This window comes from Paenarthrobacter nicotinovorans, from assembly GCF_007670255.1.
GTDB classification, from domain to species: Bacteria; Actinomycetota; Actinomycetes; order Actinomycetales; family Micrococcaceae; genus Arthrobacter; species Arthrobacter nicotinovorans_B.
On record NZ_SZVS01000002.1, the window covers coordinates 456,142 to 482,344 of the forward strand.

The 26,203-nt window shown below is 63.4% G+C and carries 18 protein-coding genes and 1 pseudogene; 14 read left to right on the top strand and 5 right to left on the bottom strand.

The genetic code is table 11. From position 1 onward, the window contains the following. Window positions 1-3: 3 nt before the first annotated feature. Window positions 4-1,233, bottom strand: a complete 1,230-nt coding sequence (locus tag FDP28_RS04975; protein ID WP_144659488.1) for a THUMP-like domain-containing protein — start codon at window positions 1,231-1,233, stop codon at window positions 4-6. A gap of 67 nt (window positions 1,234-1,300) precedes the next feature. Between FDP28_RS04975 and FDP28_RS04980 the strand changes: the two genes are divergently transcribed. From FDP28_RS04980 to FDP28_RS05010, 7 genes are all read left to right on the top strand, one after another. Continuing rightward, complete coding sequence (locus FDP28_RS04980; protein ID WP_144659491.1) at window positions 1,301-1,663, top strand: hypothetical protein; 363 nt, start codon at window positions 1,301-1,303, stop codon at window positions 1,661-1,663. Between the two features lie 192 nt (window positions 1,664-1,855). Further along, window positions 1,856-2,152 carry a co-chaperone GroES gene (groES, locus tag FDP28_RS04985; RefSeq protein WP_018776625.1) on the top strand — a complete coding sequence of 99 codons (297 nt, stop codon included), beginning with the start codon at window positions 1,856-1,858 and terminating at the stop codon, window positions 2,150-2,152. Between the two features lie 84 nt (window positions 2,153-2,236). Continuing rightward, on the top strand, window positions 2,237-3,850 hold the full coding sequence (groL, locus tag FDP28_RS04990; protein ID WP_144659493.1) for a chaperonin GroEL: 1,614 nt from the start codon (window positions 2,237-2,239) through the stop codon (window positions 3,848-3,850). Between the two features lie 285 nt (window positions 3,851-4,135). Next, window positions 4,136-6,247 (top strand): acyltransferase family protein, encoded by a 2,112-nt coding sequence (locus FDP28_RS04995; RefSeq protein WP_144659495.1) that lies wholly within the window; start codon window positions 4,136-4,138, stop codon window positions 6,245-6,247. Continuing rightward, window positions 6,244-8,322: an acyltransferase family protein gene (locus tag FDP28_RS05000; RefSeq protein ID WP_397320884.1), complete on the top strand. Its 2,079-nt coding sequence runs from the start codon at window positions 6,244-6,246 to the stop codon at window positions 8,320-8,322. The genes FDP28_RS04995 and FDP28_RS05000 overlap by 4 nt, the downstream gene beginning before the upstream one ends. A 204-nt stretch (window positions 8,323-8,526) precedes the next feature. Beyond that, window positions 8,527-10,038 carry an IMP dehydrogenase gene (gene guaB, locus FDP28_RS05005; protein ID WP_144659498.1) on the top strand — a complete coding sequence of 504 codons (1,512 nt, stop codon included), beginning with the start codon at window positions 8,527-8,529 and terminating at the stop codon, window positions 10,036-10,038. A gap of 89 nt (window positions 10,039-10,127) precedes the next feature. Next, window positions 10,128-12,026, top strand: a complete 1,899-nt coding sequence (locus FDP28_RS05010) for an ABC transporter ATP-binding protein (protein ID WP_144659500.1) — start codon at window positions 10,128-10,130, stop codon at window positions 12,024-12,026. On the opposite strand, the gene FDP28_RS05015 is transcribed toward FDP28_RS05010, so the two are convergent. Genes FDP28_RS05015 through FDP28_RS05025 form a run of 3 tightly spaced genes read right to left on the bottom strand, consistent with a single transcriptional unit; the run spans window position 12,023 to window position 14,257 of the window. After that, a complete protein-coding gene (locus FDP28_RS05015; RefSeq protein WP_144659501.1) occupies window positions 12,023-12,673 on the bottom strand; it encodes a hypothetical protein in 651 nt (216 codons plus the stop codon). The two genes, FDP28_RS05010 and FDP28_RS05015, sit on opposite strands and share 4 nt — an antisense overlap. Window positions 12,674-12,678: 5 nt before the next feature. After that, window positions 12,679-13,308 carry a hypothetical protein gene (locus FDP28_RS05020; RefSeq protein ID WP_144659504.1) on the bottom strand — a complete coding sequence of 210 codons (630 nt, stop codon included), beginning with the start codon at window positions 13,306-13,308 and terminating at the stop codon, window positions 12,679-12,681. A gap of 49 nt (window positions 13,309-13,357) precedes the next feature. Continuing rightward, complete coding sequence (locus FDP28_RS05025; RefSeq protein WP_144659507.1) at window positions 13,358-14,257, bottom strand: WXG100 family type VII secretion target; 900 nt, start codon at window positions 14,255-14,257, stop codon at window positions 13,358-13,360. A 147-nt stretch (window positions 14,258-14,404) separates the two neighbouring features. Here FDP28_RS05025 and FDP28_RS05030 point away from each other — a divergent pair, with 147 nt between their 5' ends. The 7 genes and pseudogenes from FDP28_RS05030 to FDP28_RS05060 all read left to right on the top strand — a co-directional run bounded on the left by FDP28_RS05030 (window position 14,405) and on the right by FDP28_RS05060 (window position 25,387). Continuing rightward, on the top strand, window positions 14,405-15,538 hold the full coding sequence (locus FDP28_RS05030; protein ID WP_144659509.1) for a GuaB3 family IMP dehydrogenase-related protein: 1,134 nt from the start codon (window positions 14,405-14,407) through the stop codon (window positions 15,536-15,538). 90 nt (window positions 15,539-15,628) lie between these two features. Further along, window positions 15,629-17,380: pseudogene (locus FDP28_RS05035) on the top strand (glycerol-3-phosphate dehydrogenase/oxidase). Window positions 17,381-17,427: 47 nt separating this feature from the next. Beyond that, window positions 17,428-17,916, top strand: a complete 489-nt coding sequence (locus FDP28_RS05040; protein WP_144659511.1) for a PTS sugar transporter subunit IIA — start codon at window positions 17,428-17,430, stop codon at window positions 17,914-17,916. Between the two features lie 79 nt (window positions 17,917-17,995). Then, complete coding sequence (locus tag FDP28_RS05045) at window positions 17,996-18,871, top strand: SURF1 family protein (RefSeq protein WP_144659514.1); 876 nt, start codon at window positions 17,996-17,998, stop codon at window positions 18,869-18,871. Next, a complete protein-coding gene (locus FDP28_RS05050) occupies window positions 18,868-19,368 on the top strand; it encodes a DUF3817 domain-containing protein (protein ID WP_144659516.1) in 501 nt (166 codons plus the stop codon). Before FDP28_RS05045 ends, FDP28_RS05050 begins: the two co-directional genes overlap by 4 nt. Before the next feature lie 109 nt (window positions 19,369-19,477). Continuing rightward, the gene (guaA, locus tag FDP28_RS05055; protein ID WP_144659519.1) at window positions 19,478-21,067 is read left to right on the top strand and encodes a glutamine-hydrolyzing GMP synthase; all 1,590 of its coding nucleotides are present in this window, start codon (window positions 19,478-19,480) and stop codon (window positions 21,065-21,067) included. Window positions 21,068-21,229: 162 nt separating this feature from the next. After that, the gene (locus FDP28_RS05060; RefSeq protein WP_144659521.1) at window positions 21,230-25,387 is read left to right on the top strand and encodes a DUF4011 domain-containing protein; all 4,158 of its coding nucleotides are present in this window, start codon (window positions 21,230-21,232) and stop codon (window positions 25,385-25,387) included. 14 nt (window positions 25,388-25,401) lie between these two features. On the opposite strand, the gene cpaB is transcribed toward FDP28_RS05060, so the two are convergent. Next, window positions 25,402-26,202 carry a Flp pilus assembly protein CpaB gene (gene cpaB / locus FDP28_RS05065; RefSeq protein ID WP_144659523.1) on the bottom strand — a complete coding sequence of 267 codons (801 nt, stop codon included), beginning with the start codon at window positions 26,200-26,202 and terminating at the stop codon, window positions 25,402-25,404. Window position 26,203 lies beyond the last annotated feature (1 nt).

A 26,203-nucleotide genomic window follows, 5' to 3' on the forward strand; every position in this document is an offset into this window, starting at 1 on the left:
GCCTCAGGCGGTCACCGGCTCCACCACAACAGCCACCCGTTCCTCGCCGATCCTGGTGAGGACCAGGGTGGCTGTTTTTGCGTCCTTGCCCTTGGCAGGCTTGCCCGGCAGCAGTTGCTTGCGGAGCTCTTCGGGAGTCACTGCGGTGCCACGCTTCTTGATGTCCAGGACCGTGATGCCGTTGCCCTTGACCCAGGCCTTCAGGGCCTTGACGTTGAACGGCATTATTTCCAGCACCTTGTACGCGCGGGCGAAAGGGGTGTCGTGGAGTTCGGGAGCGCAAATGTAGGCGATGTGCTCGTCCACCAGATGCCCGCCGAGTCGTTCAGCGACGTCGGCCACCAGACCCGCGCGGATGACCGCACCATCCGGTTCGTAAAGGAAGCCTTCAACAGGCCCAACGGCGGCGACCGGGCCGCCGTTGAAGTCCTCGCCGCTGGTGATCTCTGCGGCCCCCTGGCTGCCGAGGACCAATGCCGCGCGGCGAACGCCGGGCCGTGCAACGGCGTTGAACCACAGCGTGGCTTCGGTGACGTCGCCGCCGACGGAGACCCACTGGACCTCGCAACCCGATGGAACGGAGTCGTGGGGGATGCCCGGGCCCATCTTGACGCCAACCGCACGCCCCGTAGCCGCGAGGCTTTCAACAAACGACAAGGGCGGGGAGAAGGCTTCCGGATCCCAGATCCTCTTGGTTCCCGAGGTGGAGGTGGTGCGTCGGGCGGGATCCAGCCATACGCCGTCGATCCCTTCAAGATCCACCGACTCCGCGTCCGTGTGCACAACGCTCGCATGCGGAAAAGGCATGAGGTTGATCATGGCGCAGGCCGCGGTGGTTTCATCCATCTCCACGGCAGTGACCGCGATGTCCATGGAAGCCATCGCCATGGAGTCGGCACCCAGGCCGCAACCGAGGTCTGCGACGTGGCTGATGCCGGCCTGGGCGAATCGTTCAGCGTGGCGGGCGGCGACATTCAATCGGGTTGCCTGTTCCAAGCCAGCCTGGGTAAAGAGCATCTGGCGGGCGAATTCACCGAACTTGGCCTCGGCGCGGGTCCGGAGGCGCGATTGCGTCAGGACGGCGGCAACAAGTTCGGGGGAGTGGCCGGCCTTCCGGAGCTCGGCGTTGGTGCTGAAAGCATCGGCCTCCCGGTAGGGCCCCAGCGAGGCAAGAAGTTCCCATCCTTCAGTGGTCAGCAAGGGCGCGATCTGTTCCTGCGGTGCGTGAGGCATGCGTACAAGCCTAACGTCGCGCGTCATGGCGGTGTGACTGTGGAATCAGCCGGATAGGGTTGTTTTTATGGAAGACAACGCAGCCCCGCCGCCCTCCCGCCTCATCAAGTACGCCCGTCCAGCCCTGATCGCGGGAGCTGTCATCGCGGTGGTCTGCATCGGTTTGTTGATTGTCATTTTCGCGCTGGACTCCTTCAACGCCGCGGCCTATTCCGTGACCGGCAAGAGCGTCAGGGACGCCACGGATGAGGCGCGGGACATCCGCGATCTCTACAGTGGTGCGCGCCTGGGTGGCGTCATCGCGCTGGTGATCTCCGGCGTCGTGGCGGTGGCCTCCGCGGTGGTCCTGTACGTCAATCGCGGCAGCGGCTCCTTGGACCGAGACGACGACGGCGAAGACTACGACCTCGACGACCTCCGGGACCAGTAACTCCGGTTCACCGATGACGAAATGCTGGCACTCACCTTGACCGAGTGCTAACGCCTTACATAGAGTCTAGTTAGCACTCTCCCCGTGAGGGTGCTAATCCCGCCAGGCGTCCACCGGCACCGCGACGACGGTTGAACGCCACGGCACCCTAGTTCTTAGTCCATGAATCAGCTCATGAAAAGGAGAGTCCGAGTGTCGGTCTCGATTAAGCCTCTTGAGGATCGTATTGTTGTTCGCCCGCTCGAAGCAGAGCAGACCACGGCTTCCGGCCTGGTTATTCCGGACTCCGCACAGGAGAAGCCGCAGGAAGGCGAAGTTGTTGCAATCGGCCCCGGCCGCTTCGATGACAACGGCAACCGCGTACCGGTGGACGTAGCTGTCGGCGACGTCGTCATCTACTCCAAGTACGGTGGAACCGAAGTCAAGACCGGTGGCAGCGAGTACCTCGTTCTGTCCGCCCGCGACGTCCTCGCGATCGTCGTAAAGTAACTTCCTGGAGCCCCGCACCGCCGTCGCGTTGGAATCATTCCGAGCGTCAGCGGTGCGGGTTTTCTGTCTCGAAAGGACACAACCATGGCAAAGCAGCTTGCTTTTAACGATGCTGCCCGCCGGTCGCTTGAGGCCGGTATCGACAAGCTCGCCAACACTGTCAAGGTGACGCTGGGCCCGCGCGGCCGCAACGTCGTCCTGGACAAGAAGTGGGGCGCCCCCACGATCACCAACGATGGCGTCACCATCGCCCGTGAAGTCGAGCTCGACGACCCCTACGAGAACCTTGGCGCACAGCTGGCCAAGGAAGTCGCCACCAAGACCAACGACGTCGCCGGTGACGGCACCACCACTGCCACCGTGCTTGCACAGGCCCTGGTCAAGGAAGGCCTGCGCAACGTTGCGGCCGGCGCCGCACCGGGTGAGATCAAGCGCGGCATCGAAGTTGCGGTTGAGGCTGTCGCTGCCCGCCTGCTGGAGAACGCCCGCGAAGTCGAAGGCACCCAGGTAGCCAACGTTGCAGCCATCTCCGCGCAGAGCGATGAAGTTGGCGAACTGCTGGCCGAAGCCTTCGGCAAGGTGGGCAAGGATGGCGTCATCACCATCGAAGAGTCCTCCACCACCCAGACCGAGCTGGTCCTCACCGAAGGCATGCAGTTCGACAAGGGCTACCTGTCCCCGTACTTCGTCACCGACGCAGAGCGCCAGGAAGCTGTCCTCGAGGACGCCCTCATCCTGATCAACCAGGGCAAGATCTCCTCGCTGCAGGACTTCCTGCCGCTGCTGGAGAAGGCCCTGCAGGCCAACAAGCCCCTCTTCATCATTGCAGAGGACATTGAAGGCGAAGCCCTGTCGACGCTGATCGTCAACCGCATCCGCGGCACGCTCAACGTTGTTGCCGTCAAGGCTCCCGGCTTCGGCGACCGCCGCAAGGCCATGCTCCAGGACATCGCCACCCTGACGGGTGCGCAAGTTGTTTCCCCGGACCTCGGCCTCAGCCTGGACACCGTTGGCCTCGAGGTACTGGGTACGGCACGCCGCATCACGGTCACCAAGGACAACACCACCATTGTGGACGGTGCCGGAACCGAGCAGGACGTTGCAGACCGCGTTGCACAGCTGCGTGCAGAGCTCACCCGCACCGACTCCGACTGGGACCGTGAGAAGCTGCAGGAGCGCCTGGCCAAGCTGGCCGGCGGCATCGGCGTCATAAAGGTTGGCGCAGCCACCGAAGTTGAGCTGAAGGAAAAGAAGCACCGCATCGAGGACGCTGTGTCCTCCACGCGTGCAGCCCTCGAAGAAGGCATCGTTTCCGGTGGCGGCTCGGCCCTCATCCACGCCCTCAAGGCACTGGATGAGTCCCCGGCCGTCAAGGGCCTCGAAGGCGACGCTGCCGCTGCTGTCGGCATCGTCCGCCGCGCCCTGGTCCAGCCGCTGCGCTGGATCGCCCAGAACGCCGGTTTCGACGGCTTCGTCGTTGCTGCAAAGGTCTCCGAGCTCGAAGCCAACCACGGCTTCAACGCCAAGTCCGGCGAGTACGAGGACCTGATCGGCGCGGGTGTGATCGACCCCGTCAAGGTCACCCGTTCGGCACTGCGCAACGCCGCATCCATCGCTGCCCTGGTTCTCACCACCGAGACCCTGGTTGCCGAGAAGCCGGCTGAGGAAGAAGACGCGCACGCAGGCCACCAGCACTAGGCTGCCTGTTCCGGAAAGCCCCGGCTGCTCTCGAAGTGGCCGGGGCTTTTTGCTGCCCTTCCGCCGGTGATTTTCGGTGGGATGCATCACATTTTCGCCGGTCACATTGAGTAAGAACACTTAGTATCGTTTTGCCACGTCATGGCCACATTGGCTCTGCCAGCCACAGGCCAAGCACAGGTCCAGCACGGTAAATCCATAGCGGAAGGTGGACTAATTGACCTGCGGAAGCCCCCGCGGGGAACCAAATTGACATGAGCGGTGGGCCAAAACCGCGTATTATGGATGCTTTGTGCCACCCGCTGTGCCACTTGCTTTAAGGAACTGCCTCACGTGACTACCCCAACGACGACCCCCGCCGCCCACCGTAGTAGGCGGGCTTCCGGTCCCGTTGGAAAGTCAAAGTTCCGCCCTGAAATCCAAGGACTCAGGTCCCTCGCCGTCCTCATGGTGGTGAGCTACCACATCTGGATCGGCAGGGTTTCCGGCGGTGTGGACGTCTTCCTCCTCATCTCGGCGTTCCTCATGACGCTGCAATTCACGGGGCGTTACAAACAGGGCCGTCCGATGGACCTCCTGCGGCACTGGCTGCACCTGTTCAGGCGACTGCTGCCCGCCGTCGTTGTTGTCCTTCTGGGGACCTTGGGGGCGACTTTCGTCCTCCTGCCTCCCACTCGGTGGGCGGAGATTGTCCAGCAGGCGTGGGCTTCGTTGTTCTACTACGAGAACTGGCTGCTGCAAAAGCTTGCGGTGGATTACTACGCCACAGACCACAGCCTGGCCAGCCCGGTCCAGCATTTCTGGTCGCTGTCCATCCAAGGCCAGGTCTTCATTATCTGGCCGGTCATCTTTGCCGTCGTCGCGCTTGTTTGCCGGCGCTTCGCCCTCAGGTACCGGGCCACCTTGGTGTACGTCTTCGGGATCATTTTCCTGGCCTCGTTCATCTACTCCATCATTTTCACGGCGACCAACCAGGCAGTGGCCTACTTCGATACCTTCGCCCGCCTGTGGGAATTCGCCTTGGGCACCTTGCTTGCCCTGATCCTGCCTGGCTTGAACTTCTCCAAACCCGTCCGGGTAGTGATGGGCTGGATCGGCGTCGTCGCCATGCTCACCTGCGGCATCGTGCTGCAGGTCCAAACCGCTTTCCCGGGCTTCGTGGCGTTGTGGCCCACCCTTGCTGCCGTCGCGGTGATCGCGGCAGGCCAGACAGGCAGCCGCTTCGGCGTTGACAGGATTCTGAGTTCCAAGTTCCTGGTCCGCCTGGGCGACAACTCCTACGCCCTCTACCTGTGGCACTGGCCCATCCTGGTCATCGCCCTGGCCTGGAGCGGCAAGGACCATGCCGGCTGGCTCTCCGGTACTGCGATCATCGGCCTCTCGCTGGTGTTGGCCTTCCTCACCACGAAATACATTGAGAAGCCCTTCCGCCAGTGGAAGTGGCCCGAAGTGAAGCGTCGTCGTGCGATTGTCGCCATTGCGGCCTGCGTGGCAGTGGCCTCGGCGCCCCTCCTTGGATTCCAGTACAAACTGGACTTGGATGAACAAGCCGCACAGGCGCGGATGGTCTTTGACAACCCCGGCGCCAAGTCCCTCCTGCCTGGCTACGTGAACCAGATCGCCCCGAACGCCCTCACGCAGCCTTCTGCGGAACGAATCGGACGTGACTGGGCCAAGCTCCCGGACGGCTGTTCAGGTGATACCAAGCCCGAATCGCAGCTGCTCCAGGACAACTGCCAGCAAAACGACGTCGGCTCCGACGCCACCAAGACCGTGCTCGTGGTGGGTAACTCGCATTCCCAACAGTGGCTTGCCGCCCTGGGGCAACTGGCCGAGGAGCACCACTGGAAGTTGTACGCCTTGCTGTACGGGGCCTGTCCGTTCGCTACCGACGATCCCGACGTCGAACCCGTATGCAACCAGTTCAACCAGGAAGTCCGCCAGCACATCGCTGAACATGCACCCGACGCTGTCTTCACGGTGGGCACCAAGGCTGAACCGTCCGAGCCTGACGAGAAACTGACCCGCGGGTTCGAGGAACTTGTCTCCGAAATCACCGCGCGCGGAACCCAGATCATCGCCATCCGGGACAACCCCCGGTTCACCTACAGCCTGACTGACTGCACCCTCAACAAAGGCGTGGACAGCCCGGACTGCCGCCCGCTCAAAGCTGACGTCCTGGCCGACCCAAGTCCTTTCGAGGAAGTGACGGGCAAGTTCCAGGACCTTTTCCTGATCGACATGACGGACTTGATCTGCATTGGGATCTACTGTCCTCCGATCATCGGAAATACCTTCGTCTACCTGGACGACAACCATCTGACCAAGACCTATGTGAAGAGCATGGCGGACATGCTTGATGAGAGGTGGTTTGCCGCTACGGGGTGGCAACAATGATGAGCATCCGTACCAGCACGGCCGCGCGCAGCGCGGTTCAAGGCACGACGCCGGAACGCGGCTTCCGTCCGGAGGTCCAGGGCCTGCGTGCCCTGGCAGTGCTCATGGTGGCGGCTTACCACATCTGGCTGGGCAAGGTGTCCGGCGGCGTGGATGTCTTCCTGCTCATCTCGGCTTTCCTGCTGACGTTATCGTTCACCCGGAAACTCGAAACCGGTTCGCCGTTGAAGCTGTTGCGGCACTGGCTGCACGTGTTCAAGCGGCTGCTGCCAGCCGTCGTCGTGGTCCTGTTGGGTGTCCTGGCCGCCACCTGGTCCTTCATCCCGCAGAGCCGGTGGCCGGATGTCCTCGCCGAAGCCTGGGCATCGCTCTTCTACCGCCAGAATTGGCAGCTCGCGGACAACGCCGTTGACTACTACGCCCAAAACCATTCCGGGGCCAGTCCCCTCCAGCATTTCTGGTCGTTGTCCGTCCAGGGCCAGGTGTTCATCCTGTGGCCCCTGATCTTCGCCGCAGTTGCCCTGCTGCAACCGAGGTTGGCCAGGTTCTTCCCGGGGAAGGCGTTGACGCATCGGAAGCTGCTCTTCGTCGTGTTTGGCGCTGTGTTCCTTGCATCCTTGGTGTTTTCCATCGACCAGACAGCCAACAACCAGGAGTATGCGTATTTCGATACCCGCGCCCGGCTGTGGGAATTTGCGCTGGGGTCCCTGCTGGCACTGGCGCTGCCGTACCTGAAACCGGGACGCAAGCTCCGGGTGTTCCTTGGCTGGGCCGGTATCACGGCGATGCTCGCTTGCGGCTTGGTGCTGACAGTGGACCGCTCCTTTCCAGGATTCATCGCGCTCTGGCCCACGCTGGCCGCGGCGGCGGTGATCGTCGCTGGGCAAAGCAACAGCCGATTCGGTGCGGACCGTTTCCTGGCCTCGCGACCTTTGGTCCTGGTGGGAAACAACTCCTACGCCCTCTACCTGTGGCACTGGCCGGTGCTGGTGTTTTTCCTGCTGGTCAGCGGCACCACAGCTCCGGGGCTGTTCCAGGGACTTGGCATCATGGCTGTGTCCATGCTGCTCGCGGTCGGCACCACGAGGTTCGTGGAGGAACCCATGCGCCGCTGGGAGTGGCCGGCCGTACGGTCCTGGCGTGCCGCCGTCGTCATTGCCGCCTGTGGTGCGCTGCTGGCGATGCCCGTAACGGTCTGGCAGGGTGCCATAGCGGCCGAAGACGCCGCGATCGCGGGCCAGCCCAAGGAACTGACGCCAGGTGCCGCAGCGTTGTCGCCCGAGTTCGCGGGACAACCGGCGCAGGAAGCCATGATCATTCCCGCTCCGGGAGCCATGAAGGACGAATGGGCCGACATCGACGGCCTGTGCACGGGGGACAACGTACCCAGCGATCCCTTGCTCCAGGGTTGCCTGCAGAACGACGAACCTGAGAACGTCACCAAAGAAATCGTGGTGCTGGGGGATTCGCATGCCCAGCAGTACATGGCGGCCCTGGGCCCCATCGCCAAGCAGCACGGCTGGGAAGTAGTGACGCTGCTCAAAGGCAGCTGCCGTTTCGGGGCCGAATCCCCGGAACGCACGGACGAATGCAATGAATTCAACAAGGCCAGCGCCAACTACGTGATGGAACACAAGCCTGACGCCGTGTTCACGGTTGCTTCGCTGACGCACGCGGATGCCCCGTTCGAAACGGAGGTGCCTGGTTACCTGGACGGTATCAAGCCGTTCACGGATGCGGGGATCGACGTCGTGGGAATCCGCGACAATCCACGCTTCAGCATCAACATGCCCGAATGCGTGCAGAAGAAGGGCCCGGACTCACCCGATTGCAACGCACCTTTGCAGGAGTCCTTGGCTGAATCGTCGCCGTTGGATGACTACGTGGGCAAGGTCGATCGCCTTTATCTGATGGATATGAGCGACTTCATCTGTGAGCAAGGAACGTGTCCGGCTGTGGTGGGCAACGTCTACGTCTACAAGGACGACAACCACCTCACCAAGACGTATGTGCAAAGCATGATCCCGATGTTCGAGCAACGCCTTCTGGCAGCCACCGGCTGGACGGCCAGCTAGGTCTCCGTCACCAGGGAATCGGACGACGGCGGCCTGCCGCCAGTGCTGTTGCTCACACTCCGGCGTTACGGAATATGGCGATCGCCGCTGAGGTTCTACTATTTATTCAACACTTCTGCACAGGCCAGTCCCGTAATGACGGGCTGGTCATCAGTTGCAACCCCTACCAGTTAAGCCCCCGGAACAAAGGTAAGAGGCGCACTCATGACCCAGCCCGAACACAATCCCTTTGGCCTCATTGGCCTGACCTACGACGACGTTCTGTTGCTCCCGGGACACACGGATGTCATTCCGTCCGAGGCGGACACTTCCTCCCGGATTTCCAAGCGCATCAGCGTGCAGACACCTTTGCTTTCCGCTGCGATGGACACCGTCACCGAATCCCGCATGGCCATCGCCATGGCACGTCAGGGTGGCCTGGGCGTGGTTCACCGCAACCTCGCCATCGACGACCAGGCTGAGCACGTAGACCGCGTCAAGCGCAGCGAGTCCGGCATGATCACCAACCCGCTGACCATCAACCCGGAAGCCACGCTCCAGGAGCTCGACGAACTGTGCTCCCGTTACCGAGTCTCCGGCCTTCCGGTGGTGGATCCCGAGGGACGACTCCTTGGCATCGTCACCAACCGCGACACCCGCTTCATCCCCGAGTCCGAGTTCCCGACGCGCCGCGTCAGCGACACCATGACCAAGATGCCGCTCATCACCGGGCACGTGGGCATCAGCCGGGAAGAAGCCTCGCACAAGCTGGCCACCAACAAGATCGAGAAGCTCCCGCTGGTGGACGAGCAAGGCCGTTTGAAGGGCCTCATCACCACCAAGGACTTCACCAAGGCAGAGCAGTACCCGCTTGCCACCAAGGACGACGAAGGCCGCCTCCGGGTGGGCGCTGCCATCGGCTTCTTCGGTGACGGCTGGGAACGCGCCATGAAGCTGATCGACGCCGGTGTGGATGCGCTGTTCGTGGACACCGCCAACGGCCACTCCCAGGGCGTCCTGGACATGATCCGCCGCTTGAAGTCCGATCCCGTCGCTGCCCACGTGGACGTCATCGGTGGCCAGGCCGCCACCCGCGAAGGCGCCCAGGCATTGATCGACGCCGGCGCTGACGGCATCAAGGTTGGCGTTGGTCCCGGATCCATCTGCACCACCCGCGTTGTTGCAGGCGTTGGCGTCCCGCAGATCACCGCCATCTACGAATCCGCCAAGGCTGCCATCCCCGCAGGCGTTCCGCTGATCGCCGACGGCGGCCTGCAGTACTCGGGCGACATCGGCAAGGCATTGGTTGCCGGAGCCGACACCGTCATGCTGGGCTCCCTCCTTGCAGGCTGTGAAGAGTCCCCCGGAGAGCTCATCTTCGTCAACGGCAAGCAGTTCAAGAGCTACCGTGGAATGGGTTCCCTGGGCGCCATGCAGTCCCGTGGCAAGAACACCTCCTACTCCAAGGACCGCTACTTCCAGGCAGATGTCTCCGGCGACGACAAACTCATCCCCGAAGGCATCGAGGGACGTGTCGCCTTCCGTGGCCCGCTGGCATCGGTGGCCTACCAGCTGGTCGGCGGCCTCCGCCAGACCATGTTCTACACGGGCGCGCCGACCATCGCCGAACTCAAGGCACGCGGCAAGTTCGTCCGCATCACTCCTGCAGGTTTGAAGGAATCGCACCCGCACGATATCCAGATGACCGTCGAAGCGCCGAACTACAACTCGCGCTAAGCACTTACTGATCCCCGCGGATTCTCTGCGGGGATCAGTTGTTTAACCACCCGACCCTCGCTGTCCGCCCACAGGAATAGGCTGGGCACATGTCAGAGCAGCCCGCACAACCGCGGCACCCGGAGTCGGTCCCGCTTCACCCGGTCCCACCCGGCAAAACACCGCCCCGCAAGCTGGCTTTGCGGCCGTACGCCCGCGCCGTCGGGCAGGTGCTGAAGGTGAGTTTCAACGCCTCACCGGCAGCGGTGATCATGAAGGTCCTGGGCTCGGTCATTTCCGCCACCCTGCCCTTGGTCACCACGTACTTCGCGTCGTTGACCACCACGGCCTTGGCGGCCGGCTACGCAGGAGACCCCGACGCCGGTCCGCGGGCAGTTCTCTACGTCATCATCACCGCGGCTTTGGGCCTGTTCTGGGGCGCCTTCAGCAGCGTGGACCGCTACATCCAACAGTTGATGAGCTTCAGGGTCGGGGCCATTGTGGGCGACCTGATGTACCAGCGGTTCCTCGCCTTGGACTTCTGGCGTTATGACGACAAAGAGACGGTGGATCTCTACGACCGCGCCAAGCGCTTCTCTGATTCCTATGCGCGGGTCCTGGACCGGATCGCGGCGATTTTCACCCAGCTCGTCTCGGTGATCCTCGCCGTTGGCGCGCTGCTGTTGGTGAGCTGGTGGATCGCGGTGATAGTCCTCGTGGCGATCGTGCCCAGCGTGTACCTGCAGTTCAAGTTGTCCCGGGAACAAATAGCCCACTGGAACACCCAAGTGGACTCGCGGCGCCAACGCAGGATGATCGAGCAGAACCTGCTCCGGCCACAACATATCGCCGAGATGCGGCTTTACGGCATTGTTGGCTACCTCATGGATTTGCGCTCCCGCTTGCGGGATGCCGACGAACGCAGGCGACTGGATTTCCAAAAGCGGTACATTCCCAAACAACTGGCTGCCGACTCGCTGCAGTATGGTGCCGAAGTGGTCTCCTTGGTGTGGGTGGTGGGTCAGATCATTGCCAGGGCGCAGCCTGTGGGCCAATTCCTGTATGTGCAACAGATCGTGAGCCGGGCCCTCTCCACGGCCAACAACCTGGTGTCCTCGCTCAGTTCCATCGACGAGGACCTGGCCAACCTCAAGGACTATGAACTGTTCATGGCCTTGCCCGTGCCCAGCGGCAAGGAGGAGCCCCTCGCCGCGTCGCCCACCACCGTCGAACTGAGGGACATCCACTTCAGCTATACCGGCAGCGACATCGAGGTCATCAAAGGTATATCCATGACCATCAGGGCCGGCCAACACATCGCGATCGTGGGGGAGAACGGTGCGGGAAAGTCCACTTTGATCCGGATACTGGCCGGGCTGTACCGGCCTGATTCAGGCCAGGTCCTGCTGGACGGCAAGGATCTGGCCGGCATCGACGTGACCAGCTGGCACCGGCACTTGGCGGTCCTCAGCCAGGAGTTCCTCAAGTATGAGTTCGCCACCGCAGCAGAGAACATCTATCTCGGCGACGTCGACCTGCCCCGGGACGATCCCCGCATCCGCAGGGCGGCAGCCGACGCCGAGGCCATGGACTTCATCAACAAGCTGCCCAATGGACTGGAGAACCACGTCAGCAACTGGATGGAGGATCCACGCGGGCGCAAGGGGAGCGGGCTGTCCGGCGGGCAGTGGCAGCGGCTGGCAATGGCCCGCAACTTCTACCGGGACGCTTCGTTCATGGTGATGGACGAGCCCACCTCGGCCATCGACGCCTTGGCTGAACACCGGATCTTCACCAGGCTTTTCGCGGACCGCAGCAGCACCATCATCGCCATCAGCCACCGCCTCGCCACGATTGAGAAGGCCGACATCGTCTACATGCTCGAAGATGGGCGCATCGCGGAGCAAGGAACCCACAAGGAATTGGTCGCGCTCCGGGGCCGTTACTTCCGGATGTTCGAATCCCAGCTTTCCGTGGACGAGGCAAGCCGGGCGGCCCCCGAGGCTTAGAGCGGGCCGTATCCGGCTTCTCCGTAGGGATCACGCCAGGTGGCGAGGTCTTGTTCCAGCAGCGCCCTGAAGCGTGGGTCAACTGCAGCCCTGCGCCGAAGCGATTCCCTCGAACGGCCCATGATCGTGGCCGGGACGATGATCCCAACCACAAGGAGGGAGACCATAAAGGCGAGAACCAAGGCCAGAGTCAGCAGTGCGTCAGGATCCTGCCACGTTGAGGGTTTGGCCGTGAAGGCGAACAGCCCCATGAAAACGAGCAGGACGAACGCCACGAAAGAGAGCGCACCCCGCAGGCTCCCAGGCCCACGATTGACCACGGCCCGGCTTGTGCGCGGCAACCGGTTCCGAACCCGCACGAAGAAGATTCCGCACAGTGCGCCGAGGGCGGCGCCGGGAAGGCCGAGCGCAGGAAGCGTTACGAGCGTGCCGAGCCGGACTGACAGGACTACGCCCAGAAAGACAAGGACGGCGCCGACGCCGATTCCGGCAGCCCACGCGCCCATGTATGCACCCCGGGCGCCGGCGAGCTCACGCAGGCGTGAGCGTGCATTTGCCGGTGTGATGGCAGCAAGCTCGGGGGAAAGCCAGTAGTCCAGGGAGCGGTCTGAGTGGAACAGCGGTGCGGGGCCTGACTGGTAACTCACCCGGGTTATCGCTCCAGGCCTGCACGGACGCGGGCGTCGAGTTGATCACGTGTAAGGGCCGTCGAGTCGAGGTTTTCGCCTTCGCCGGCGGCGATCGACAGGGAACCATCGGCCTCAGCTTTGACGTGCACTGCGCGGGAGGTTCCGTCGTCAAAGTGTCGGCGCGTGGTGGCGGCTGCGGGGAAGCCGTCCGGCGCTTGGTTCAGGTAGTAGTCGGCCATCTGCACTGCAGTGGTGACCATGCCTTCAGCGCCCGTAATGGGGTGCAGCTCGTGAACGCCGTACTTGCTCAGATTGAGCAACAGGGCGCCCTGCTCTGCGCCGAACATGAAGGAAACGTGCTCCGAGGCCGGGGTGACGAGGGCTGTTTCCAACCAGGCTGTGGCATCGGCAAGGACTGCTGTCACCGTGGCGGCCGGCCCAACCGGAAGGAGTGCGTCGTTTTCTATCTTCATCAACCCGCGTTCCAACAGCGTCGCAACACCGGCCTGTTCCAGCGGCGACCCGGCTGCGTGGTCCAGGCGGAACAGGGTCTGGCACCTCAGGGCGCCATCGGTGCCAGCCAGCGCGATGAGTGCAATGAGCTCATGTTCGGTGATGAGCAGTGCCTGGTTTTCTTCGGTCTGGGTGGTCATTTCTGCCTTCTTTTGTGCGGTTCTCTGTCCAGTCTATGAAGCGGCGCGGTCAGGTGAGCCATCCCCAGACCTTCTTGGCGCCGTCGGCTATTGCTCCAGCGGCGTCCTGGGCACCCTCCCAGACATGCTTGGCGCCGTCAGCGATCATCGAAGACGCGGAGTCGTAGCCCATGTTGGTAGCCAACAGGCCCAGGCCACCCCAAGCGATGCCGGCAACGGCGCAGGCGGGGCCAACCACCGGAAAAAAGCTGCCCACTGCCAAGGCAGCAGAGATCCCGCCGTCCACCGCCATTCCGGGATGTCCCGTCTGGAATCCTTGGTAGACCTGAATTCCGCCAGTGACGAACCCCAAGGCCCCCGAGAGCCGCCCGAGCATGGAAGTGCCGTTCAGAAGCTGGGTGCCCTTGACATATCCGGCGCCGGCGGCCTGGCCGTACTGTGCGCTGAGCCAGGGCCACTTGGTTAGCTCCGTAACCAACCCGCCCTTGGCCATCCGGGCCAGGATCGAGTCCGCAGCCAAACCGTTGGCAGTCACGAGTGCGTTCCCGGCCCACCATCCCTGGCTGCCGGTGACGCCCAAAAGTCCCTCCCAACCAGTGGTCGGAGTGTCGTCGCTGACGGTGCCACCGGGAGTCTGCGGGCTGTTGGCCCCTGTAGACCCTCCACTGGAGGACCCACCCTGGGTACTGGCCTGCTGCTGTTCGTCAGCCTGGGTCCGCAGTGTTTTGGAAACGTCCTCCAGGGAACGGGAGGCTTTGTGCAACAGGGGCCGCAGGGTGCTGCTCCATTCGCGGCGGAAACGCTCTCCGTCGGTTCCTTTCCATGCAACCGTGGAGATCAGGCCGTTGATCTGGAGTTCCTGGTTCTGGAGCCGGCTCCCGGCCTGTCCCATTTGTTTGGATAACGACCGAAGCTGTTCAATGTCGGCTCCGTAGAGTCCAGGCGCCATGGGTCCCCCTTGCATGGTGTACGTGTGTTTTCCGCAGGCTATCTGATCCGCAAAGGATGCTGCCATGGGCACAGCTGCCCATGTGGAAAGCTGCCCGGCCTGCGGGGCGGTGCCAGGTTGCGCGAGGGGTCCAGTAAAGTTAGAGCCGTGACTTATGAGATTGAGATTGGCCGTGGCAAGCGTGGGCGTCGTGCCTACTCCCTGGATGACATCGCGATCGTTCCGAACCGACGGACGCGTGACCCGAAGGACGTCTCGGTTTCGTGGCAGATCGACGCCTACAAGTTCGACATGCCCGTCATCGCTGCACCGATGGACTCGGTGATGTCGCCGGAGTCCGCCATCGCCTTGGGGCGTTTGGGCGGTCTCGGCGTCCTGGACCTTGAAGGACTGTGGACCCGGTACGAGGACCCGCAGAAGGTCCTTGACGAGATCGCCGGCTTGGCCGACGAGACCAGCAGCCCGGCCGTGACGCGGCGCATGCAGGATCTCTACCAGGCTCCAGTGCAGCCGGAACTTATCAGCTCCCGCTTGGCCGAGATCCGCGCCGCAGGCGTGACCGTGGCAGGTTCACTTACCCCGCAGCGCACCCAGGAACACTACAAGACCGTGGTGGCTGCCGGCGTCGATATCTTTGTCATCCGCGGCACAACCGTCTCCGCCGAGCACGTCTCCAAGAACCACGAGCCACTGAACCTCAAGCAGTTCATCTACGAACTCGATGTTCCCGTCATCGTCGGTGGCGCGGCCGGATACACCCCCGCCCTGCACCTGATGCGGACCGGCGCGGCCGGCGTCCTGGTCGGCTTCGGCGGCGGCGCCACGACCACCACCCGCCGCGCGTTGGGCATCCACTCGCCGATGGCCTCGGCCATTTCCGACGTCGCCGCAGCACGCCGTGACTACATGGATGAGTCCGGCGGACGTTACGTCCATGTCATTGCCGACGGCGGCATGGGCCGCTCAGGCGACATCGTCAAGGCCATCGCCATGGGCGCTGACGCCGTCATGCTCGGCAGTGCCCTTGCCCGCGCCGAAGAAGCCCCGGGCCGCGGCTGGCACTGGGGTCCGGAAGCCCACCACCTGGAGTCCCCCCGCGGCGACCGTGTCAACGTTGGCACTGTTGGGCCGCTCGAGGAAGTCCTGTTCGGGCCCGGTCACCACACGGACGGAACATCCAACCTGATCGGCGCCCTGCGCCGTTCCATGGCGACCACCGGATACTCGGACTTGAAGGAATTCCAGCGGGTCGACGTCGTCGTCTCGCCGTATCTCGGCTAAACCTTCGGGACGGAACAGCAGCCCTGCCCAACTCGACGGGCAGCAAGTAGGGTAGGGGATTACCAGCTGTTGCGTTTGAGGAGGGGTCCGATGAGCAATGTCGCAGGCGGTCCGCAGGCATCTCCGGGAGCACTGAGCCCGGAGTCCCGTGCCGCATCCATCGATGTCCTGAAATCCACTGCCGAGCCCGGCAAGGAACTGGACATCCTGATCGTCGGTGGTGGCGTGGTGGGCGCCGGGGCTGCATTGGATGCAGTCACGCGGGGACTCACCGTTGGGATCGTCGAAGCCAGGGATTGGGCCTCCGGTACGTCATCGAGGTCCTCCAAGCTCATTCATGGTGGCCTCCGCTATCTGGAGATGCTGGATTTCGGCCTGGTCCAGGAAGCCCTCCAGGAACGCGGACTGTTGATCCAGCAGATCGCTCCGCACCTGGTCCGGCCGGTGCCGTTCCTCTACCCGCTGACCCACCGCTTCTGGGAGCGCCCCTACGTGGGTGCGGGCATCATGCTGTACGACACCCTGGGATTGACGTCCGGCCACAGCCGCGGCGTACCGATGCACAAGCACCTCTTCCGCCGTGGCACACTGCGTGCGGCTCCCAGCCTCAAGGACGACGCCTTCGTAGGATCCATCCGCTACTACGACGCTTAGGTTGACGATGCCCGGCTGGTGGTCAACCTGGTCCGGACCGCTGTGCACTACGGAGCCCACGCCGCCAACCGCGTACGCGTAGTGGATTTCCTCCGCGAAGGTGAACGCGTGGTGGGTGCCAAGGTGGAAAACCAGGAAGACGGCAGCGTCTTTGAGGTGCGGGCCAAGCAGGTGGTCAATGCCACTGGCGTGTGGACTGACGAAACACAGGCCATGGTCACCGACCGTGGCCAGCTGAAGGTTCGTGCGTCCAAGGGCATCCACCTGGTGGTGCCACGTGACCGCTTCCAGTCCACGGTGGGCTTGATTCTTCGGACCGAAAAGTCCGTGCTCTTTGTGATCCCCTGGGGCAGGCACTGGATCATCGGGACCACCGACACCGACTGGAAGCTGGATAAGGCCCATCCTGCTGCCTCCAGCAAGGACATCGACTACGTGCTGGAGCACGTCAACAAAGTGCTCAAACGTCCGCTGACCCGTGAGGATGTCGAGGGCGTCTACGCCGGTCTCCGCCCGCTCCTGGCCGGAGACAACGATTCCACCGCCAAGTTGTCGCGCGAGCACGTTGTTGCGCATCCCGTTCCCGGTCTTGTTGTGGTGGCGGGAGGCAAGTACACCACCTACCGCGTCATGGCCAAGGATGCTGTGGACGAAGCAACCCGGGCCATGGATGAGCGCGTCCCGTCCAGTTGCACGGACACCATTCCCTTGCTGGGTGCCGAAGGATTCAAGGCTGCCTGGAACCGGCGTGGCAGGTCCGCCGAGCAGGCCGGGGTGCATGTGGCGCGTGTCGAACACCTGCTCAACCGCTTCGGATCCATGGCATCGGAAGTGCTGTCCGTGATCTCCGAACGGCCCGAGCTGGGGGAGCCACTGCCGGGGGCCGATGACTATCTCGCCGCCGAAGTCGTCTATGCAACCACCCATGAGGGTGCCCGGCATGTCGACGACGTCTTGACCCGCCGCACGCGTATCTCCATTGAAGCCTGGGACCGGGGTGTGTCTGCGGCGCCCGTAGTGGCTAAGCTGATGGGAGAAATCCTTGGCTGGAGCGATGCCCAGCGTGAAAGCGAGATCAAACACTACCTGGCACGGGTGGAGGCTGAGCGACTGAGCCAACAGCAACCCGATGACGAATCGGCCGATGCCGCGCGCATGGGAGTGGATGACATCGTTCCGCTCCGCTGACCGGCCCAGGGAATTGAGGCCGGCAGGCCACATGGAGGGAACACGACTTGGCTGAACCACTGGACCGATACGACGCGGAACTGACCACCCCGGACACGGTCATTCTTGAGCTTGTTGCCGAGGACAAGATCGACGCCGCGGCACAGTTGGCCCATAAACTCCATCAGGCCGGAAGGATTTCGAACCTCGAGGGCTTCCTGGAGCAGGTGCATTCACGCGAACACCAGCTGGCTACGGGCCTTCCCGGCGGAATCGGCCTTCCGCATGCCCGCAGTGAGTTCGTGGACCGGATCTCCATCGCGGTTGGGGTCACCAAGTTTGGGCACGCGTTGGATTTCGGTGCCGCCGACGGCCCGGCAACGCTCATCCTGCTCATCGCCACGCCGGCCAGCTCTTTCTCGGACCACCTTGAGGTCCTGGCCACCCTGGCGCGCTCCCTTTCGAAAGAATCCTTCAGGGAATCCCTGCGCCGCGCGCACGACCCCGAGGTCATTTCCGAACTCATCAATTCCAGCCTGGTGTTCTTCGACCACTAAGGCCGGTGCGGTCTCCCGTCAGGCCACGTCGCAGAGGCCCGTTTCGTTGTTCTACAGCCGGACGAAGTACGGTTAAGGGGTGTTGAAAACTGCCCTGAAACCCCGCTGGATCGCAGGATTGGTCTTTGCGCTTCTGCTGTCCGCGGTGTTTGTGCTGCTCAGTCAGTGGCAGCTCAGCCGGTCAACCCAGCACGAGGCCCCAGCGCCGTCCAGCGTCGAAGAAGTGAAGCCCCTGGTTGACGTTCTCAAGCCCGGTCAGTTCTTCCCTGGCTCGGTTTCGGACCAGATGGTCACGGCCACAGGGAGCTATGACCCCGGCAAGCAAGTACTGGTGGAGGGGCGCCTGTACAACAACCAGAAGGGTTTTTGGATCGTCTCGGCCTTCGCGGTCAACGACGCTCCCGTGCTCAAGGGTGTCGCAGCCTCGCCGCAAACCTGGATTCCAGTAGCCCGCGGCTGGGTGGCTGACGCCGCCCAAGCCGGCCCGCCGCCGTCGGGCACTGTGACGCTGACCGGTCGCCTGCTCCCTTCCGAAGCTCCCGTACCCAATGTCGACGCCGGCCCGGGCCGGGCATCAGCGGTCTCCACCGCGGAACTGATCAATACCTGGAAAGTTTCCAGCTACCCCGGCTTCATTGCTGCGACGTCCGAAATCAGCGGTGGCGCCACCATCGCGCTGGACGGAGACGTCAAGGCACTCAATATCCCGGCACAGCCACCGGCGGAGCAGGTCAACTGGTTGAACCTCTTCTACGCTGTGGAATGGGTGGTCTTTGCCGGTTTCTCCGTCTTCATCTGGTGGCGCCTGGTGCGTGACGATTACCGTCGGGACCTTGAGGACGACGAAGACGACGAAGACTACGAGTACTCCGACGGGTTTCCGGACGAACCCGACGCCGTCCCGGCGGCAACCGAACCTGCAAGTCAAGACCCAGAACCTAAGGTGCAGCAATGATTGAGCCCAAACCGGCCATCCAGCCTGAGCAGTCAGGACCGAAGCCCAAGAAGCGGCGTTTCGGAGGGACGGAAGCCCAGATCCGTTCGGCCCTGAAGTTTTACAAGGTCATGGCGTACCTCACCGGCGCCATGCTGCTTCTTCTGTGTGCCGAACTGATCGCACGCTATGGATTCGGCGTTTCACTCTTCGCCGGTGGCACCAACGCGGTCACCGGCCAGCCGTTTGGGTTCGGTTTCGCCGAATCCGAACCCAAGGGTGTCATTGGCGGTTTCAACATTTCCACCACCGTGCTGATCGTGCACGGCTGGATGTACGTTGTGTACCTCGTTTCCAACTTCCGCCTGTGGTCCCTGATGCGGTGGCCTTTCTCCAAGATGGTCCTGCTGGCCTTGGGCGGTGTTGTTCCCCTGCTGTCCTTCATCGTGGAGAAGAAGTTCCACGCCGAGGTGGAGGCGGAATTGGCCGCCAACCCCCAGGCGTCAAAGCGCTACTAGGAGCCTGCGGGCATCCCCGATGTGAGATCCCTAACGGGATGGCCTGTTTTGGCCGCTGACCGCCCTTGTCAACGTGCACGGGGGCGGTCCGGCAAAGTAGTCTTGACTGGTGACTACTCCCACCGCACCCCAGACTTCACAGAAGCCGGTGCTGGTTGTTGACTACGGTGCCCAGTACGCGCAGCTGATTGCCCGCCGCGTCCGTGAAGCAAATGTGTATTCGGAAATCGTTCCGCACACCTTCACCACCGAGCAGCTTCTGGCCAAAGACCCGGCAGCCATCATCCTCTCCGGCGGACCCTCCAGCGTCTACGCCGAAGGTGCCCCGTTCGTGGAGGCTGACCTCTTTGAGGCCGGCGTTCCCGTTTTCGGTATCTGCTACGGATTCCAGGCCATGGCCAACGCCCTGGGCGGCAAGGTAGCCCAGACGGGCCTGCGTGAGTATGGCGCCACCGAGGCGCTCCTTGTGGGAGATGCACGTTCCATCCTCGACGGCGTCCCGGCCTCCCAGAACACCTGGATGAGCCACGGCGACTCTGTCCATGAGGCGCCTGAAGGCTTTGAGGTGCTGGCGACGACGGCCGGCGCGCCGGTCGCTGCCTTCGCCAACGACGAGAAGCGCCTTTACGGTGTGCAGTGGCACCCGGAAGTGAAGCACTCCGTCCTTGGCCAGCACGTCCTGGAAAACTTCCTGTTTAAGGGCGCCGGTTTGAGCCCGAACTGGACCACCGGCAACATCCTCGAAGAGCAGGTGGAGCGCATCCGCGAGCAAATCGGGGACTCCAAGGTCATCTGTGGCCTCTCCGGTGGCGTGGACTCGGCTGTTGCGGCCGCACTCGTCCAGCGTGCCGTTGGTGACCAGCTCACGTGTGTCTTCGTCGATCACGGTTTGCTCCGTGAGGGGGAGGCCGAGCAGGTCGAACGTGACTTCGTCGCCGCTACGGGTGTCAACCTGTATGTCGCCAACGAGCAGGAACGCTTCCTCTCTGCCCTGGCCGGCGTCAGCGATCCCGAAACCAAGCGCAAGATCATCGGCCGAGAATTCATCCGTGCTTTCGAAGAAGCCGAGCGGGCCATCATCGCCCAGGCAGCTGCCGAAGGCGAAAAGATCAAGTTCCTGGTCCAGGGCACGCTCTACCCGGACGTCGTCGAATCCGGTGGCGGCGAGGGCGCTGCGAACATCAAGAGCCACCACAACGTTGGCGGGCTTCCGGAGGACCTGCAGTTTGAGCTCGTTGAGCCGCTGCGCGCCCTCTTCAAGGACGAAGTCCGCGCCGTTGGTGCACAGCTTGGACTGCCCCAGGAAATCGTGGGCCGCCAGCCGTTCCCCGGCCCGGGTTTGGGTATCCGCATCGTCGGTGAAGTGACCAAGGAGCGTCTTGACCTGCTCCGCAAGGCCGACGCCATTGCCCGCGCGGAACTGACGGCCGCAGGCCTGGACAACGACGTCTGGCAGATGCCGGTGGTTCTCCTGGCCGATGTCCGCAGCGTCGGCGTCCAGGGTGATGGACGTACCTACGGGCACCCCATCGTCCTGCGTCCGGTATCTTCCGAGGACGCCATGACGGCGGACTGGTCGCGTTTGCCCTACGACCTTCTGGCCCGCATCTCCAACCGCATCACCAATGAGGTGGATGGCGTGAACCGTGTGGTGCTGGACGTCACCAGCAAGCCACCGGGAACCATCGAGTGGGAATAGCATTCTGAAGTGGCCGGCTTCCTTCGGGAGGCCGGCCACTTTGTATTTGGCGCAGTTCCCCCGTGGTATGAGAAGGGCAGCAAGCTGTGAAAACCGGTGAATTTCGCGTTGGAACAGCGTTGCGGAGCGGGCTGGCCATGGATTCCCGCTACCCTCGAAAGTATGCCGGTATGGTCCAAGGCGTCTAAAGCTAGTACAGAAAAGAAGGCAGAAGTCGTGTCAGTAGGTCAAGGCCAGGAAGAGGGCTCTGAAGAGCTCCGCAAATGGCTGTCTGGTCTCAAACCCGTCACAGGGGCAGACACTATGCTGCGTTTCGTCAAGACGCCCGAAGGCGCCATTGACCTCAGCAACGCGCATCCCTCAGGGTTGGCGCAGCTGTTGGCGGGCCGCAGGACACGCTTGTCCACCCTGATCAGGGACCGCCAGCAATATCTCGTGGCTGCCCGGGCAGCCCGGAACATCAGGTCGAAGATTTTCGAGCTCAGCAATGACCGCGGTATCGAAGCCGGGTACTTGTCCGCCGGTACCGTGGTGTGGACATCAGCTGTCGGCGGCAAACCGCAGCGTGTCTCCGCGCCTGTCATGCTCACCTCCATCGTTCTCACGGTCCGGCCGGGGGAGGACGATTTCGAACTTCAGCTCACTGAGCAAGCACGCATGAACCCCGCCCTGGTCCGTCACTTGAAGACGGTCCACGGCATCGTTTTCGACGTCAACGCAGTGGCCCGCATGGCGTACAACACCGCGCGGTTGGATCCGCAGCCTGTCCTGGACCGTTTGTCCACGCTGGTTCAGCCCATCCACGGCGCCGAGGTGGAATTCAACCTCCTGGTCACAACCCTGGCTGACCTGTCGGGCAACCTGGACGATCCGTGGATCAACCTGAACAACCCCACGGTGGCCGCGCTGGCCACTGCAGCCAACGGTGGCGACATCGAGCCGGAATCCATCAAGGCGGGCAGGTTCCCCAGCCTTGACCTCCGTGATCCGGCCGATGAGCTCCTCTTGCTTGATGCCGACACGGACCAGCAATACGTGGTTGACGCCGTACGCGCCGGTGACTCCCTGGTGGTCAGTACGCCTCCGGGGAGCGGTCAAACCCAGACTGCCATCAACGCCATCGGTGCGTTGGTCTGCGAAGGAAAGTCGGTCTTGGTGGTGGGGGACCGCCAGTCCAGCCTCGCAGGATTGTCCGCGCACCTGGAATCACTGGGACTGGATTCGCTGCTCTTCCGCCCCGGTAACGGAACCACTCCGCAGCAGCTCAAGGCGCAGCTGGTTCGGGCAATCATGCGCAACGAGAAGGCGCTCGAACCCCAGCTCGGCAACCTCCACCAGACGCTGACCGGGCATCGGCACGCCCTCATGGACCACGTAGCGTCCTTGCATAACGTCCGCGAACGCTGGGGTTGCTCGCCGTACCAGGCCATGCAGTCCCTCGCGGAACTGACGTCCATCCATCCTGCTCCCTCCACGACCGTGCGTCTGAAGCGCAGTGTCTTGGACAACATAAAGGACCGCGAGGAACTCGCTGCACGGCTCCGGCGTGCCGCAGAACTTGGAAGCTTCAGCCGGGCTTCGACCAGCAGTCCTTGGTACGGCGCCCGCCTGGTCACCCGCAAGGAAACCGAGGAAGCGCAGCAGCTTGCCCGCCTGGCCGCGGAGAAACTCCCCGTCCTGCGCGACCGCATGAAGCAGGTGTCCGATCACGCCGAGATCCGCCTGGGCGACACCTTTACGGAATGGGGTGCCCAGCTCGAACTGCTGATCGCCGTACGCGAGAGCCTGGACAAGTTCACGCCGGACATCTTTGACCGCCCGGTGCACGACCTCATTTCGGCCACTGCCAGCTCGGCATGGCGGCGTGAGCGGAACATCGAGATGCCGTCCATGCAGCGCTCCAGGCTGCGGCGCGTGGCCAAGGAATATGTACGGCCCGGCGTTCACATTGCCGACCTCCACAGTTCGTTGGTTCTTGTCCAGGAGCAGCGCGCACTCTGGGCCGGTTACGCCACAACGCAACGCCACCCGGCCGTTCCCTCCGGCCTGGCCGACCTCGGTGCGCTCTACCGCGAGCTCGATACCGAACTCCGGCGACTCGGCGACGCCCTCAAGCACACCTCTGCCGGCGGCTCGCTTCACGGCACGCCCTACCCGGAGCTGATGGAGCGCCTTGAGAGTCTTGTGGCAGACACTGACACGCTGGAGTCGTTGCCGGAGCGCACCCTCCTGATCGAGGAAATGCGTGAGCACGGCCTAGGAGAGCTGCTGGCGGATCTGGCCGAACGCGAAGTCCCCGCGTCCTCGGTGGCTGCCGAGCTGGACCTGGCCTGGTGGCAGTCCGCCCTGGAAGCGATGATCAGCGGCGACGACTACCTCGCCATGTCCGACGGCGACTCCCTGCGCCGCCTTGAAGCCGAGTTCAGGTTGGCCGACCAGGCGCACATCGCCAGTGGTGCTGCCCGGCTCCGGTGGCAGCTCGCACAGAGGTGGCGCCAGGGGCTGGTTGACCACCCGCGCCAGGCCGAGCTGCTGCGTGCCTTGCTGAAGGATGGGCGGGTAACCTTGCCTGCACTGAGCGCCCAAGCTCCGGACCTCGTGCCGATGCTCGTCCCAGTATGGTCTGTCAGCCCTTATCTGCTCACCGGAGTCCTCCCCGCCGAGCAGAAGTTTGACGCCGTGGTGGTCATCGACGCCGAGTCCACGTCCCTGCAGGCAGTCCTTCCCGCGATCGCACGTGCCCAGCAAGTGGTGGCATTCGGCGACGCCAAGATCGCCAACGCGCGGACCTTCAGCGTGGCTGTTGAACCGCCGGTGGCCGGCGTGGCCGGCCACGAAACAGTGGAGAGTGCCTTCAAGGCTCTGTCCCGGGTCCTGCCCTCCTGGCAATTGAACTGGGTGTACCGCGCAGTTGACGAGGACTTGATTCTGCAGTTGAGCAAGAACTACTACGACGGCGGCCTGAAGCGACTGCCCGACGGCAACTCGGTCACTGGCCTGGATCGTTCGATCCTTGTCGAGTACATTCCCGACGGCACCGGACTCCCCGGAGCCGACCACGAGGGCGTGGAGTCGGTCACCGCCGAAGTGAACCGTGTGGTTGACCTCGTCTTCGAACACGCCACGTTGCGTCCACGCACCAGTTTGGCCGTGGTGACAGCAAGCCTGCGCCACGCAGCCAGGATCGGCGAGGCCATCAGGCTTCAACTGCCGAACCATCCTTTGTTGGCGTCCTTCTTCGCGGCCGGCCCTGAGTTCTTCCGTGTGGTGGATCTTGAACGCGCGCAAGGTCTGGTCCGCGACCACGTGATCTTCTCCCTCGGTTACGGGCGCACACCCCACGGCCGGGCACTCCACTCTTTTGGCCCCTTGTCGGCTGAAGGCGGCCGTAACCGCTTTGCCTTGGCAATGACCAGGGCCCGGCGCTCCATGCACGTACTGAGCTGCTTCCGGCCCGAGGATCTTGACCTGGATCGTTTGTCGCACGGTGCTGTGGACTTCTATGAGTTGTTGGACCGGGAACTCTCCGGCAACAGCAATCTCGGAACCCCGGCGTCCCGGGCGGTTGCCAGTGAGCAGGCCCTCGGCGAAGACCCTTTGGTTGCCGACCTTGGAGAACGCCTGCGCGCCAGGGGTGCGCGGGTGTGGCACCTCTACGACGGCGTCCTGGACATTGCCGCCGCTGCCGATCCGGTGCACACGATTGGCCGCGAGGGAGCCGAGATCCCAACGCCGGTGGCCATCGAATCCGATGGCACGGAACGCTACCGGCGCATGAGCGTCCGTGAACGCAGCAGGTTGCGGCCGCAGCTCTTGGAGCGTATGGGCTGGCGGTACATGTCCCTCTGGACGATCGAGGTCTTCACGGACCCGTCCTCCTGCGCGGACCGTATCGGTTCCTACCTCGGCTTGGAGAACCACATTCTCACCTCCACGGAATCTCCGCAGCATGGTTTCCTGGACATGGATGTTGAACAATTGAATCTGGACAGGGCAAAGCCAGCGTTCACCCGCCCTTCGGCCGCCGCCTCGGGTAAGCAGCCCGGGGAAAATGGCAGCGAGCGGGACCAGGCAGCGGACAGGAAAGCAGCAATGACGGAACAAGACAGCGGCACGGGCAACGGCGGTGCCGAAGGCGACGCCGGCGGCCAGGACGAGGCCACTGCTGAAAAAGCTACGGAAACGACCCCCGCCAAGCACAGCTCCGGCGGCATCCTGCCCACGAAAGCCGCGGAGGACGACCCCCGCGCCTGGGGCGACGAGACCGGCTACGATCACGAGCAGTGGTTGAAGGAGCAGAAGCCCCCGCACTGGGGCTGATCGCCTGAAAAGCTTCATGGGCTGACCAATACAAAGAAAAGCTTGCCCTGCGTTGATGCGCCGGCAAGCTTTTCTGCTTGTTGGGGGTTGGCTGCAACCACCACCAGCCCGTCGGTGTCGCTCGTCCCAAGCCACTCGCCTGCCTTGCCGCCCTGAGTCGAGGTCCACAGCACGGGAACAGGTCCGGCAAGAACCTGGCTTTGCCGCGATTCATCGTAGGAGCCAGACGCCGTGAGGACCACCGTCACCAGCTGTCCTGGCGAAAGGAGCTGAATTGAGGAGGCGTCGGCCATGCGGAGGGGGACCGCAGCGGAACCTGCCGGAGTGCCGGTGAGCAGGCCGGGGCCCAGGAGAGCTGAGTCGGTTGGGATTTGCCCCTTGCCAAGCGGAGAAGCCAGTTGGCGCCCAACGAGACCCGCAAGGTCCTTCACCTGTGCGGGTACGGCGAGTTCGGGTGCGACGTCGACGGTGGTGAAGTCGGATTCCCTAAGACTGGCACCCGCCGGTAGATCCCGTGCTGCCACAAGGACGGTGACGCGTTCCGCCGACGCTGGAGTCAGCTGTTGGACGGCCAACCCTGCGGCAAGGCAGAGAAGCAGGGCGATACAGAGCCGGCGATTCCGCGAAAGCCATGCTCTCGGCGTGCGTCGTGGCTGTTGACGTGGTGTTGGAGGCCCGTCACGTCTGAATGTTTGGCGGGCGCGCCCGGGGGAGGGCAGGCGGTATTGCATGGGCAGCCGAAATGGCTCGCGGTCAGCTGTTCCTGCCGAACGCTCGGCGCGGGCAAGGAGGGCGCTTCGGGAAGTAGGTGGCATG

Bases quoted from the DNA above. Each gene is read 5' to 3' on its own strand.
- FDP28_RS04975 (WP_144659488.1), bottom strand. From the start codon at position 1,233: ATGCCTCACGCACCGCAGGAACAGATCGCGCCCTTGCTGACCACTGAA.
- FDP28_RS04980 (WP_144659491.1), top strand. From the start codon at position 1,301: ATGGAAGACAACGCAGCCCCGCCGCCCTCCCGCCTCATCAAGTACGCC.
- groL (WP_144659493.1), top strand. From the start codon at position 2,237: ATGGCAAAGCAGCTTGCTTTTAACGATGCTGCCCGCCGGTCGCTTGAG.
- FDP28_RS04995 (WP_144659495.1), top strand. From the start codon at position 4,136: ATGCTTTGTGCCACCCGCTGTGCCACTTGCTTTAAGGAACTGCCTCAC.
- FDP28_RS05000 (WP_397320884.1), top strand. From the start codon at position 6,244: ATGATGAGCATCCGTACCAGCACGGCCGCGCGCAGCGCGGTTCAAGGC.
- guaB (WP_144659498.1), top strand. From the start codon at position 8,527: ATGACCCAGCCCGAACACAATCCCTTTGGCCTCATTGGCCTGACCTAC.
- FDP28_RS05010 (WP_144659500.1), top strand. From the start codon at position 10,128: ATGTCAGAGCAGCCCGCACAACCGCGGCACCCGGAGTCGGTCCCGCTT.
- FDP28_RS05020 (WP_144659504.1), bottom strand. From the start codon at position 13,308: ATGACCACCCAGACCGAAGAAAACCAGGCACTGCTCATCACCGAACAT.
- FDP28_RS05025 (WP_144659507.1), bottom strand. From the start codon at position 14,257: ATGGCGCCTGGACTCTACGGAGCCGACATTGAACAGCTTCGGTCGTTA.
- FDP28_RS05050 (WP_144659516.1), top strand. From the start codon at position 18,868: ATGATTGAGCCCAAACCGGCCATCCAGCCTGAGCAGTCAGGACCGAAG.
- FDP28_RS05060 (WP_144659521.1), top strand. From the start codon at position 21,230: ATGCCGGTATGGTCCAAGGCGTCTAAAGCTAGTACAGAAAAGAAGGCA.
- cpaB (WP_144659523.1), bottom strand. From the start codon at position 26,202: ATGCCACCTACTTCCCGAAGCGCCCTCCTTGCCCGCGCCGAGCGTTCG.